At 63.7% G+C, this 13,512-nt stretch carries 8 protein-coding genes and 1 pseudogene; 4 read left to right on the top strand and 5 right to left on the bottom strand.

The window, feature by feature from the left end:
- Positions 1-257 precede the first annotated feature (257 nt).
- The 3 genes from ilvC to HMPREF2678_RS07355 form a co-directional block, all read right to left on the bottom strand.
- Positions 258-1,274, bottom strand: a complete 1,017-nt coding sequence (gene ilvC, locus HMPREF2678_RS07345) for a ketol-acid reductoisomerase (protein ID WP_070551709.1) — start codon at positions 1,272-1,274, stop codon at positions 258-260.
- Between the two features lie 157 nt (positions 1,275-1,431).
- Positions 1,432-1,950: an acetolactate synthase small subunit gene (ilvN, locus tag HMPREF2678_RS07350; protein ID WP_034979136.1), complete on the bottom strand. Its 519-nt coding sequence runs from the start codon at positions 1,948-1,950 to the stop codon at positions 1,432-1,434.
- Positions 1,950-3,812, bottom strand: coding sequence for an acetolactate synthase large subunit (locus tag HMPREF2678_RS07355; protein WP_070551712.1), 1,863 nt, complete (start codon positions 3,810-3,812; stop codon positions 1,950-1,952). The genes ilvN and HMPREF2678_RS07355 overlap by 1 nt, the downstream gene beginning before the upstream one ends.
- 808 nt (positions 3,813-4,620) lie before the next feature.
- On the opposite strand from HMPREF2678_RS07355, the gene HMPREF2678_RS07360 reads away from it, so the two are divergent.
- From HMPREF2678_RS07360 to ilvD, 3 genes are all read left to right on the top strand, one after another.
- Positions 4,621-6,846: a mechanosensitive ion channel family protein gene (locus HMPREF2678_RS07360; RefSeq protein WP_070551715.1), complete on the top strand. Its 2,226-nt coding sequence runs from the start codon at positions 4,621-4,623 to the stop codon at positions 6,844-6,846.
- Between the two features lie 13 nt (positions 6,847-6,859).
- Positions 6,860-7,429, top strand: coding sequence for a PH domain-containing protein (locus HMPREF2678_RS07365; protein WP_230580200.1), 570 nt, complete (start codon positions 6,860-6,862; stop codon positions 7,427-7,429).
- A gap of 195 nt (positions 7,430-7,624) precedes the next feature.
- Complete coding sequence (gene ilvD, locus HMPREF2678_RS07370) at positions 7,625-9,472, top strand: dihydroxy-acid dehydratase (RefSeq protein ID WP_070551717.1); 1,848 nt, start codon at positions 7,625-7,627, stop codon at positions 9,470-9,472.
- Positions 9,473-9,593: 121 nt separating this feature from the next.
- On the opposite strand, the pseudogene HMPREF2678_RS10065 reads toward ilvD, so the two are convergent.
- Positions 9,594-9,961, bottom strand: a pseudogene (locus HMPREF2678_RS10065) (IS481 family transposase); the annotation flags it as partial.
- Between the two features lie 163 nt (positions 9,962-10,124).
- On the opposite strand from HMPREF2678_RS10065, the gene HMPREF2678_RS07375 reads away from it, so the two are divergent.
- The gene (locus HMPREF2678_RS07375; protein WP_070551793.1) at positions 10,125-12,773 is read left to right on the top strand and encodes an ATP-binding cassette domain-containing protein; all 2,649 of its coding nucleotides are present in this window, start codon (positions 10,125-10,127) and stop codon (positions 12,771-12,773) included.
- Here the strand turns inward: HMPREF2678_RS07375 and HMPREF2678_RS10530 are convergent.
- A partial coding sequence (locus HMPREF2678_RS10530; RefSeq protein ID WP_246817908.1) for a DoxX family protein occupies positions 12,766-13,512 on the bottom strand: 747 nt, incomplete at its 5' end. The two genes, HMPREF2678_RS07375 and HMPREF2678_RS10530, sit on opposite strands and share 8 nt — an antisense overlap.

Genomic DNA, 13,512 nt, shown 5'->3' on the forward strand with positions numbered 1-13,512 from the left:
GAAAACAAAGACGGGGAGCCAGAACGGCTCGCCATTGGCGGCCGGAACATGGGCTCCCCGCTAAACAGATTCCAAATTCAGAATCCATAAACTTGGAAATCTAAAGCATTCAGTTATTCAGCCAGACCGCTTTAAGCAGGCCGCTTCAGCCGAGCAGTTTCAGCCGAGCAGTTTCGGCCGAGCAGTTTCGGCCGAGCAGTTTCGGTCGGGCAGTTTCGGTCGGGCAGTTTCGGCCAGGCCGTTGTGACCAGGCCGCTTTAGGCGGTCTCGGCGCGAGCGTCGACCTTGACCCAGCTCATCAGGTCGCGCAGCTTGGCGCCCGTCTGCTCGATCTGGTGATCGTTGTAGGAAGCGCGCAGCTCCTCCAGCTCCTTGTTGCCGCCCTCGACGTTGGCAACCAGGCGCTTGGTGAAAGTTCCGTCCTGAATGTCGGACAGAATGTCCTTCATGCGCTTCTTGGTGTCCGCGTCGATCACACGCGGGCCAGACAGGTAGCCACCAAACTCTGCTGTGTCAGACACGGAGTAGTTCATGTTACCGATGCCACCCTCGAACATCAGATCCACAATCAGCTTCATCTCGTGCAGGCACTCGAAGTAGGCCATCTCCGGCTCGTAGCCAGCCTCGACCAGAACTTCGAAGCCGGTCTTCACCAGCTCCTCGGTACCGCCACACAGAACAGCCTGCTCGCCGAACAGGTCGGTCACGGTCTCAGCCTCGAAGGTCGTCGGGATCACACCTGCGCGCGCACCGCCGATAGCGGCTGCGTAGGACAGAGCCAGGTCGCGGCCGTTGTTCTTCGGATTCTGATCCACCGCGATCAGGCACGGAACGCCCTTGCCGTCGACGAACTGACGGCGAACCAGGTGGCCTGGCCCCTTCGGCGCAACCATGCCGATGATGATGTTGTCAGCCGGCTCGATCAGCTTGAAGTGGATGTTCAGGCCGTGGCCAAAGAACAGTGCGTCGCCGTCGTTCAGGTTCGGCTCGATATCCTCAGTGAAGATCTTCGCCTGGGAGGTGTCCGGAGCCAGCAGCATGATCACGTCTGCCCACTTCGCAGCCTCCGCATTGGTCTTCACAGTGAAGCCAGCTTCCTCAGCCTTGGCGCGGGACTTGGAGCCCTCGCGCAGGCCGATAACGACCTCCACGCCAGACTCGCGCAGGTTCTGCGCGTGAGCGTGACCCTGGGAACCGTAGCCGATGATGGCTACCTTGCGGCCCTGGATGATGGACAGATCAGCGTCGTCGTCGTAAAAAACATCAATTGCCATGGGGAGCTTCCTTTCGTTGACTGTCTACCTTTATAGCAGACTCTATTTCATTTGGTGAGACTTTGGCGTCCACATAGTGAACTCTAGCGGGGCTGCTGCCCTCTTTCGTAGGTAGTGACGCCCGCCCGGCTGCAAGCTGAAGGCGTCACCAAAAGAGCTACAGATTCGCCGGGTACATGGCGCGAGGGCCACGGCTGATCGCAGTCGGCGACGCCTCGACAAGCTCGCGAATACCGAACGGCTCCAAAACGTCCAGCAGAGCCTGCAGCTTCGACGGCGTGCCGGTGCACTCGATGATCACCGACTCCGGACCGACGTCAACAACGTGCGCGCGGAACAGCTTCGCGGACTCCACCACCTGGGTGCGGTTCGCGTTGTCAGCGGAGACCTTCACCATCATCAGGCCGCGGGAGACGATGGTCTCCGGGTCGTGGCGCGTGACCTTAATAACGGGGATCAGCTTGTTCAGCTGCTTCGTGATCTGCTCCACCACGTGATCCTCGCCCTCGACGATGATGGTGATGCGATTGATCCCCTCGACCTCCGTGCGACCAGAGCTGATCGACAGGATATTAAACGCGCGGCGGGTAAACATGCCGGAGATTCGCGAGATGATGCCGTCAACGTCTTCACACAGGACGGACAGGGTGTGGACCTGCGACTTATTCGTGTTCATTACTCTTGCTCACCTTCCAGGGTGACCTCGTGGATCTCCGCGGGATCTTCCGCCGCCGAGGATTCCTCGTCGAACAGCGGCCGCAGGTTGCGTGCGTACTGGATTTCTTCGTTGGACGTGCCGGCGGCGACCATCGGCCAGACCTGCGCATCCTCGCCGACGATGAAGTCGATCACGACGGGTCTGTCGTTGATCGCTTCGGCCTTGCGGATCGTCGGCTCTACATCTTCTGGCTTTGTGACGCGGAACGCCGCACAACCCATGGACTCAGCCAACATGAGGAAGTCCGGCAGGTAGGTCTCCCCCGGCTTCAGGTTGGTGTGGGAGTAGTGCTGGTCATAGAACAGCGTCTGCCACTGGCGGACCATTCCCAAGTTTCCGTTATTAATGAGGGCGACCTTAATGGGCAGCTTCTCCACCGCGCAGGTGACGAGCTCCTGGTTGGTCATCTGGAAGCAGCCGTCGCCGTCGATAGCCCAGACGGAAGTGTCCGGCTTGCCAGCCTTCGCGCCCATGGCCGCGGGCACGGAGTATCCCATAGTGCCGAGGCCACCGGAGTTCAGCCAAGTGCGGGGGTTTTCGTAGTCCACGAACTGGGCTGCCCACATCTGGTGCTGGCCCACGCCTGCAACGTAGATTGCGTCCGGGCCGATGGTCTTGGACAGTGTCTCGATGACGAACTGCGGGGCGAGCTTGCCATTCGGCTGCTCGTCGTAGCCGCGGGGGAAGTCCTGCTTCAGCTTGTTCAGGTAGTTCAGCCAGCCGGCGGTAGTGGGCTTCTTCAGGTCCAGGTTCTGCATCGCCTTCTGGAGTGCTGCCAGGACCTCACGCGCGTCACCAACGATCGGCACGTTGGCTTCACGGATCTTGCCGATCTCCGCCGGGTCGATGTCAGCGTGGATGACCTTCGCGTCAGGCGCGAAACTATCCACGTGGCCGGTAACACGGTCGTCGAAGCGGGTGCCGATGGCGATCAGCAGGTCAGAGCGCTGCAGAGCCGCCACCGACGGAACACTTCCGTGCATGCCGGGCATGCCCATGTACAGCGGGTGCGAGGCCGGGAACCCGCCCAGCGCCATCAACGTCGTGACGACCGGGATGTCGTTGGATTCCGCGAACGCCAGCAGCTCGGCGTGCGCCTCCGCCTTGATCGCGCCGCCGCCGACGTACAGCGTCGGGCGCTTCGCCGCACTGATCATCCGCACAGCTTCCTCGATCTGGCGCGGGTGCGGGTTGGTGACCGGACGGTAGCCGGGCAGCTCGTAGCTCGGCGGCCAGTTGAATTCCATCTCCGCGTTCTGAACGTCCTTCGGGATGTCCACCAGCACCGCGCCGGGGCGGCCGGTACTGGCCACGTGGAAAGCCTCCGCGATGGCGCCGGGGATGTCCTCCGGGCGGGTAACCATGAAGTTGTGCTTGGTGATCGGCATGGTTACGCCGCGAATATCCGCCTCCTGGAAGGCGTCAGTACCCAAAAGACCTTTACCGACCTGCCCGGTGATAGCGACCAGAGGCACCGAGTCCATGTTCGCATCAGCGATGGGGGTCACCAGGTTCGTCGCACCCGGACCGGACGTTGCGATGCACACGCCCACGCGGCCGGTCGCCTGCGCGTAGCCGGTGGCGGCGTGGCCTGCGCCCTGCTCGTGGCGGACGAGGATGTGGTTCAGCTTCTCGGAGTCGTACAGCGCCTCGTAGAGCGGCAGCACAGCGCCTCCGGGCAGGCCGAATACTACGTCGGTGCCTAGCTCTTCTAGGGAGCGGACCACGGCCTGGGCGCCGTTAATTCGCTCTGGCCGCTTGCCGCGGGAGTTCTTCGCCAAGCTGGCGGGGCTGGGTTGCGAGCGTGATGTGTGTGTCACGTTGTCCTTCGCTCCTTGAATCCGTCCTGCCTTCAATTCTTTGCCCCCGCTCCCCGGCCGCTAGCCGCGCTACGCGCTGCGCCGCAGCGTTCGCCGTGCCGCGGCGTGCGCCGTGCCGCAGCTTTCGCGCCGTATCGAAGCGCACACACTTCAGCGAGCTAGCGTCACCGGGAAGCGATGGGCCGAAAATCTTCGGTATGGAATCGCTTTTTCGGTTTGGGTGCATGTCCTCCACACAACAAAAGCCCCCAAGCACCCGACGTTGCCGTCGGTTGTTGGGGGCGCCGTATCGAGCTCGACGAGGTGGCTAGTGGCGCCCCTCGGTAATGAGTACTCGTACTAGTTCCGTGGATTTCATAGCTCTAAATGTAGCTACTTTTCCTCGATGCGTCAAGCGTTTGACCAGATGTTTCCCAAACTGTGGCGAGGTATTCTCACCTAATGGACGCCCAAAACTCCCCGCGACCTGTACTTCCCCGCGCCCGCCGGCGCTCTCCACCCCGTGCCACGCCCCACGCTTTCCACCCCGCGCCCGTGGCTGCGCCCGTGCCCGCGCCTGCGCTCTGTGCTCGCGCCCGCGTCTCGTGCCCGCGTCTGCGCTCTGCGCTCGCGTCTGCCCCCGCGTCTGCGCTCGTGCCCGCAAACCTGAACACAGCATTCGAGCTCCAACAGAATCCAGACAGAGCGCCGCTAAACCCCGGCGAACTTTCGCCGAATCCGGCTGAACTCGGCTGAATTCGGCTGAATTCTATCCGCAGCTTCCGAACTGGCAGCTAACAAACAGCTTCCGTGACTACGGTGGGAAAGCATGTTGAAGTTCTATGCATTTCAACTCTGGGAATGGCTGGTCGCCCACGGCATTCCCTTGAGTGCACTGATCATTATCGCAATTCTGATCCCCCGTGTCGGGCGTTTGGCGATTCGCATCGTCAGTGGTCGATTCGATCGTGGAGAAGAGGCAACAAAGTCCCGCCTCGCTCTAGTCGGCGCGTTGGTGTACGTGGTGCAGGCGATTGCCTACTTCGCGATCATCATGCTGGGGCTGACGAACCTGGGCGTGCCCGCGATGGGGGCGGCGTTGCCGGCGACGGTTGTCTCGGCGGCTATTGGTTTCGGCGCGCAGAACGTGATTGGGGATTTCCTGGCGGGGTTCTTCATCATTTCGGAGCGCCAGTTCGGCGTGGGAGATTTCGTCGCTTTCGACGGCACGTCGAGCAACATTTCCGGCACCGTCGTCGCACTGACGTTGCGCGCAACGAAGATTCGTACTGCGTCGGGAGAGGTCGTGATGATTCCGAATGGTTCCGCGGGCGTGATTACAAACTATTCGCAGGATTGGTCTCGTGCGGTGGTGGATTTGGCTGTGCCGTTGCAGCCGGGCGAGTCGATGGCTCAGTTGACGGATCGCGTGGAGGCTACGGCTGCGGAAGCGCTCCGGGATCCGACGATCGCGGAAGATGTGACTGGCGAACTGGAAGTTCTGCCTGCAACGGACATTGTCGCTCCTACGGCGGCGGGCCAGTCCTGGCAAGTTAATTTCCGAGTGATGGTCGTGGTGAACCCGGCGCGCCAGTGGGCTGTGGAGCGCGTATTGCGCTCGGCTCTGGTGAATGTTTTCTGGGATCGTTACGACATGCCGCGGGTCTTTCGCGCTGGTACGGACGCCTCCGCCCGCGCCTCCTCTTCACGCAGTCCCATCAAGGCGATGGCCGCGGAGTCCGCGCTGGCGCCTACGGAGGTCATGCCCGCCCAGCACCCCCGCCCGACGCCTGGGCACGCGCAACATGGCGGGCACACCGCCGTGGCCAACGCCGAGCCAGCGGCGACAGCCAACGCCGAGCCAGCGGCGACAGCCAGCGCCGAGCCAGCGGCCGCGGCCAGCAACGCAGCCCCCGCACCCGCGACTGGCACCGCGCCAGCGGCCGCCGCAAGTGACGCAGCGGCCGCCGCCGCGGGGAAAACCGCTGCCGGCGGAGAGAACGCGAACTCCCAGAGCGACTCCACTGCCAGCTCTGCGGAAGCGTACAGTCCGACCCACCCGGCGTCGAAAGACGATGGTCCGGGAACGGCTCCATTGGACAGCGACGGAACCATCCGCCGCCGATCCGCCGCCGCCCCCACCAGCGCCAACGCCACCGCCGCGGACGCGGGCGCTACTGACAGCGTCGACTCTGCTTCTGCTGCCACCGACGCCGCCAATGCCACTGCCACTGGCAATGGCACGGACACTGGCACAGGCACAGGCACAGGCACAGGCACAGGCACTGACACAGAAAAGAACGCGGACGATTCAGAGCAAAACGCCAGCCGGGGATTCTGGCGTGACGAAGAGCACTCCTCCCGGTTCAAGAGGATCATGAGCGTCGGCGGACGCACCCGCCCGTCGACAACCGGCCTGATCATTGCACTGATGATGGTCGGTGGCCTGGCGTTGGCGTCATCGAACCCGGATGGACGCGACGCCGGCTGGCTCTCCCCTGACTACTGGCGCGACCGCCCGGCCAACAGTGCAACCACCAACAAGAAGGAATCCGACGAGAATCAGCCGACGGGAACCAACAGCCAAACCGAGCAGCAATCCTCCGACAAGCAGCAGCCAACCGACGGCGAACAGTCTCCTTCCAACGGGGAACAGTCCCCCACTGGCAGCGAGCAGTCCCCCGCTCAGGGCAGCGATTCTTCTCTGAACGACCAGGGCGGCCAAAGCAATCAGAACCCGTCCGACGGAGACAGCAACTCCCCTGGCAACAACCCCAGCGACGGATCCGCCAGCGGTGGCGCCAGTGGCAATGGAGGCGCAGGCACCAACGGTGGAGCCGGCAACGGAGGCGCAAATTCCAACGGCGCCGCGGGTGGCGCTGCAGGCGGGAACAGTGGCGCGGGCGGAAATGCAGGCGCCGCGGGCGGCGGCGCTCAGAATAATGTTTCGAACGAGCCGAAGGATTCCGAATTCGACGCTTTTGACTCCCCCGCGTCTATTACCCATCTACACGCCCTGGGCGCGCCCAATGCAACCAATGCAACGCGCGACTGATTAAATGACAGACATGAGCTCGAAGGTTTTCCACCCCAGCCGCGAACACATCCTCGGCGGGATCATTATGTTCCTGATCTGCCTGCTTTTCACCGGCTATAAGGTCGCCTGGTTTTTCTGGGTTCCGCTGGTGCCGCTAGTGTTTATTGTGTGGACTTTGCGAGTACGCACCACCGTGACGACCAAAGCCATCACCACGCGCTACCTCTTCCGCGCAGGCAAAACCATGCAGTGGGAAGACTTCCGCGCACTCCGCTTCAACCGAGCCGGACGCGCCTACGCAGTGGATAACCAGGAAAACAGCTTCTGGCTGCCGGGCGTGACCTTCAATTCCCTGGCGAGCTTGAGCTCCGCAAGTGGCGGGCGTATCCCCGATCCGGTGACCCCGGCACGCACAGCCACCGATGACAAGGTGCAGGTCGTGAACAAGGACGGCTACGCCGTACTCATGGACAAGGACGAGTACAAGGACTACGAAAAGCAGCGCCGCCGCGAAGCGGGAGTCGACGCTGGTGCCGAAAGTAGCCACGCGGAGCCAGGAGCAGCCAACGGGAAAGACAGCGCCCCCGACGCACAGAACTAACCGGGCGACGCAGCCAACCGAGCGGCACGCGCCAACCGGGCAGCGCAGCCAACCGGGCGGCGCAGCAAATGCACGGCCACGAAAGCTAGATAGCAACCTCCACGAACAAAGACTCCACACAAAAACCCCACACTCAGAGATCCCACACTCCGAGACCCCACATTCAAAGACGACGAGAAGAGAACCGAGAACAGCATGAACGCCATCCCCTTGCGATCCAGTGTCACCACCCAAGGCCGCAACGCCGCCGGCGCCCGCGCGCTGTGGCGTGCGACAGGCATGACGGACAAGGACTTCGACAAGCCCATCATCGCTATCGCGAACTCCTACACGCAGTTTGTACCGGGCCACGTGCACCTCAAGGACGTCGGAGACATCGTCGCTGACGCCATCCGCGAAGCCGGCGGCGTCCCCCGCGAATTCAACACCATTGCCGTTGACGATGGCATTGCTATGGGGCACGCGGGCATGCTCTACTCGCTGCCCAGCCGCGAAGTTATTTCTGACGCCGTCGAGTACATGGTCAACGGCCACGCAGCCGATGCGCTGGTGTGTATCTCCAACTGCGACAAGATCACGCCCGGCATGCTGAATGCCGCCATGCGTCTGAACATTCCGGTGGTGTTCGTATCCGGCGGGCCGATGGAGGCTGGCAAGGCGGTGGCAGTCGACGGTGTCGTGCAGGCTCCGACGGACCTCATTACCGCTATCTCCGCCTCCGCGTCGGACAAGGTCGACGCACAGTCGCTGTTGGAAGTTGAGTCCGCCGCCTGCCCGACATGCGGCTCCTGCTCCGGCATGTTCACCGCCAACTCGATGAACTGCCTGACCGAGGCGCTGGGCCTGTCGCTGCCGGGCAATGGTTCCACCTTGGCGACTCACGCCAAACGACGCGACCTGTTCACCAAGGCTGGCACCACCATCGTCGAACTGTGCCGCCGCTACTACGGCGAGGGGGATGCCTCCGTCCTGCCGCGCAACATCGCCACCCGCGAGGCCTTTGAAAACGCCATGGCACTGGACATGGCCATGGGTGGATCATCCAACACAGTGCTGCACATCCTCGCAGCTGCCCAGGAGGGTGAAGTCGACTTCGACCTGCACTCCATCGACCAGCTGTCACGGGAGGTTCCGTGCCTGTCGAAGGTCTCCCCGAACTCCGACTACCACATGGAGGACGTCCACCGCGGAGGCGGCATTCCCGCCATCCTCGGCGAGCTCTACCGCGCAGGCAAGCTGAACGAAGGCGTACACTCCGTTCACTCCGCCACGCTGAAGGAATGGCTGCTGGCCTGGGATATCCGCTCCGGCGCTGCCACAGAGGAGGCCATCGAGTTGTTCCACGCTGCCCCCGGTGGAGTCCGCACGACCGAGCCGTTCAGCACTGAGAACCGCTGGTCCAGCCTTGATACCGACGCGGAAGGTGGCGTCATCCGCGATGTAGAGCACGCGTACACCGCCGACGGCGGCCTGGTTATCCTCCGCGGCAACCTCGCTGAGGACGGTGCCGTGATCAAGTCCGCTGGCGTTGATCCGTCGATCTGGCACTTCGAAGGCACTGCACTGGTCGTCGAATCCCAAGAGGAAGCCGTGCGCGTGATCCTGGACAAGAAGGTCAAGCCGGGTCACGTTGTAGTCGTACGCTACGAAGGCCCCGCGGGCGGGCCGGGAATGCAGGAAATGCTGCACCCGACCGCGTTCCTCAAGGGCGCCGGACTGGGCAAGGAGTGTGCTCTGATCACCGACGGGCGATTCTCCGGCGGTACGTCCGGCCTGTCCGTCGGCCACATCTCCCCCGAAGCCGCGCACGGCGGCCTGATCGGCCTGGTTCGCGACGGTGACCCGATCACTATCGACGTGCACGAGCGGCTCCTGCAGCTGAACGTCTCCGACGAGGAGATCGCGCGCCGCCGCGCCGAGATGGAGGCCTCCGACAAGCCTTGGACTCCCACCACCCGCCAGCGCAAGGTCACCAAGGCGCTGCGTGCATATGCCGCGATGGCAACCTCCGCCGACCGCGGAGCCGTCCGCGAAGTGAAGTAGCTCAGCCTCCTCCATCCTTTCCGCCTCCACCCTTTCCGCCTCGACCACATCCAGTCGCGGCATCGTGGACAAACTGGCGTCTCGGTTTTCCTTTTCCGAGGCGCCAGTTTCGCCTGTATGCAAGGGGTAGCTGGCCTTTCTTCCAATAAGGTTTTTGGCAATTGCGGGACGCGTCGATGCAGTGCTCAGTGATGACCATGCGGATGGCTTCGCCGGTGTATTTTCGCCCGATGCCGAGTTGGTAGAGCCTGCTTGCGCAGCGGACGGTTGCCTCTTGCCGTTTGGGGTAACGGCATCTTTGCGGACACGCCATTGCTCTTCCGGTTAGCCGTTGGGTTCGGTTTTAGGATCGGTGGTGTAGACCTCATGCGGTGTCCGTATTCCGTGGGCTAGGTGGGCGGTGAATACGAGTCCGTTGTCGGTGACGAGTTCGCCTTGTTCGCGGACAACCCCGCCGCGCCAACGCTGAAGTGTCAAGCTCGGCGCCCGCCAGGTCGTCCGTAGGGTGGAGGGCATGCGCGATTCAAATTCTCAGGCCCAGGTGACCCGTCAGGCGGTATCCGCGGCGGGTGGCGTCCATAGCAATAACCGCGACCGCGAAAGGGCTGATACGCATGGCGCTGACGTGCGCGGCGCTGGCGCTGGCGCAGGGATGATCCGCGTTCGCGACGCCCACCTTCGCAACCTCAAACACCAGGACGTCGAACTCCCCCGCAACGCGCTAGTAGCAGTGACAGGCGTGTCGGGATCAGGGAAATCGTCGCTGGCATTCGGCACTTTGCACGGAGAGGCTCAGCGGCGGTACCTGGAATCCGTCGCGCCTTTTGCCCGCCGCCTGATCGGCGGAGCAGTGGACCCGCGCGTGGGATCCGTCGACGGGTTGCCGCCGACGGTAGCTCTGGAACAAGGCGCGCGGGCGGGCGGAGCCCGGTCGACGGTGGGGACGGTGTCGAACCTGTCGAACACCGTCCGCCTGTTGTATTCCCGCTGCGGCGAATACCCGGCGGAAGTTCGAAAACGCCACGGAGGCCGCTTGGCCTCGGACTGCTTCTCCCCTAATACGACCGCGGGAATGTGCCCAGAGTGCCAAGGCACGGGAGTCGTCCATGAGCCGACGGAACAGACCATGGTTCCGGATCCGTCGCTATCCATCGACGAGGGCGCCATTGCCGCGTGGCCCGGCGCGTGGCTGGGGAAGAATTTCCACGACATTGTCGCGGAGCTCGGTTTCCCTATGGATGTTCCGTGGAAGGATATCCCCCAGGCCGACCGGGAGTGGATCCTCTTCACGGACGAGCGTCCGGTGGTGACTATTCACCCTCACCGGGGTGCGGATCAGATCCAGCGGACATATGAGGGCACCTGGCGTTCGGTGGCCTCTTATTTGCGGAAGACTCTGGCGGAGACCGGATCCGATTCCACGCGGAAGCGTGTGTTGTCGTTTATGAGGTCGTCCCGCTGTGGGGTGTGCGCCGGCCGTCGACTGATTGTCGACGCCCTCTCCGTGGAATACCTCGGCCTTCCCATCGATAGCCTTGGGGCGCTTCCCCTGGAGGACGTTCTCGAGCATTTCGCTGCCCGCCGCGACTCAACAGCACTGACCGCCGCTGAAACTTCCGCCACCGCGGAGGCGGAGCGGGCCAGCGCCGCGGCGGAGGCGGAGCGGATTCTGCTGGACCAGGCGATTCCGACTCTGGAATCAGTGGTGGATCTGGGCCTGGGGCATCTGAGCCTGGACCGCGCAGCCGCTACCCTGTCGGCGGGTGAGATGCAGCGGTTGCGGTTGGCGTCTCAGCTGCGGTCGGGGCTTTTCGGCGTGGCATACGTGTTGGACGAGCCGTCCGCGGGTCTGCATCCCGAGGAGCGCCGCGCGGTGATGAAGCTGATCCGGGGGTTCCTGGACGCGGGCAATAGCGTCCTGCTGGTCGAGCACGACATGCACCTGGTGGCGGAGGCCGACTGGATTGTCGACGTCGGCCCGGGAGCGGGCGAACTCGGCGGCGAGATCCTCTACTCCGGCCCGGCCGCAAACCCCTACGCCGCCGAACGCCCCGGCCCGGCCGCAAAACCCAGCCCGGCCGCAAATCCCACCCCGGCCGCAAACCCCAACCCGGCTGAAGAGTCCCGCGGCGCCGGCGGAAGCGCCGGGCTAGCGGAGCTGGATTCCCCGACCGGGCGGGCACTCGCCGCCGGGCCGCTAGAACTGGTCAGCGACGCGGACGCCCGCACCCCCTCCGGCAAACTCCGCCTCACTGACATCAACGAACGCACCCTGAACAGCCTCAACGTAGACTTCGGCCTCGGCGCATTCACCGCTATTACGGGCGTCTCCGGCTCCGGCAAGTCCACTCTCCTGCACGTGCTGGCCGACACACTAAGCGAACAGGTGAAGACGGCGGTTAACGACGGAGACGTGGCGTCCAAAGGTAAGAACCCTGCACAAACCGAAATCGCAAGCCCAAACCCCAGCGCCACACTCAGCGCCACACTCAGCGCAGACAAAACCATCGACCGGCTGGTGCAGATCTCGCAGAAGCCCATCGGACGGACTCCTCGGTCCTGCCTGGCGACGTACACCGGGCTGTTCGACAAGGTGCGCAAAATCTTCGCCCAAACCGACGCCGCCAAGCAGCGCGGGTGGACCGTTTCGCGATTCTCGTACAACGTCACCCAAGGACGCTGCCCAACCTGCAGCGGCGAAGGGCAAATCGAAGTCGAGCTGGTGTTCCTGCCCGGCAGCTACACTCCCTGCCCAGATTGTCACGGAGCACGCTACAACGCTGAAACGCTGGCCGTGACGTGGAACGGCCGGACGATCGCGGACGTGCTGGGATTAACCGTTGCCGAAGCGCGGGAAGTCTTCGCCGACGAAGCAGCCATCGCACGGGCGCTGCAGGCGTTGTCGGCCGTGGGGTTGGATTATTTGCGACTCGGCCAGCCGGCGACGGAACTGTCCGGCGGAGAAGCTCAGCGCATCAAGCTGGCCACTGAGCTGCAGCGCGCGCAGCGTGGTCACACTGTGTACCTCATGGACGAGCCAACCACCGGGCTGCACCCTGCGGACGTTGATCTGTTGGTCACAGAGCTCCAGCGGCTGGTCGACAGTGGAAACACGGTGGTAGTTGTCGAGCACGACATGCGAGTGGTCGCGCAGACCGACCGGCTCATTGAGATGGGCCCAGGCGCTGGTGCGCGCGGTGGCCGGGTCGTGGCAGACGGAAGTCCCGCCGCAGTGGCCGAAACGGACACCGCAACGGGGCGGGTTCTAGCGGAGCGCAGCCAGCTAACTTCAGCTAGTTGAACGGGTTGCCTCCGCCGACGCCGAGCCACAGGCCGGCTGTCGCCGCTGCTGCGACGACGAAGAAGATCCACGCCGAGGCCAACGGGCGGGTTGCCCAGCCTCTGCTGCGATCGAGGCTGATCCGGCCGGGGCCGACGAAAATGATACTTATCGACGCCACCGTCAGCGCCGCCCACAATTGGACGTAAGGGTTCAGGCCGTATGGCCAGAGGGATCCTTGGAATCCATTGAGGTTATGGAACGTCATAAAGCCAGCGACGACCGTAGCGACTGCCGCGCCGAATGGCGTGAGCAGGCCGAGTAGCAGCAGGCCACCGGCGACGATCTCCGCCACCGGAATGCCGATCGCGAGGATGTCAGTGAAGTTGTAGTTTTCCAGCTGGCCTTGGAATACCTCCAGCCCGGGGTCTCCGCCGAAGGCGAACAGAGTCTGCAGGCCGCGTACCAGGAGGTACGCGCCCAGCACGACGCGCAGCAGGAAGAGTCCGAAGCTTGTGGTTCCACGCTTCGCAACGGATTGGGAGTCCTCCGCGCCCGCGCCGCCTGCCCCGCCTGCCGCGTTGGCGGGGATCTCCCGCTCGCCAACGTCCGCGCCCGCGCCGGTCGTCTCATCGCCGCCTGGGTTCCTCGTAACATCCGCACCTTGAGCGTCACCAAGCACACCCGCCCCAGTAACGCCAGCGCCCGCCGCGCTAGCCGCGCCCGCGCCGCCTGCCGCGTTGGCGGGGATCTCCCGCTC

The sequence above is a fragment of the Corynebacterium sp. HMSC058E07 genome, assembly GCF_001809885.1.
Taxonomy (GTDB): domain Bacteria; phylum Actinomycetota; class Actinomycetes; order Mycobacteriales; family Mycobacteriaceae; genus Corynebacterium; species Corynebacterium macclintockiae.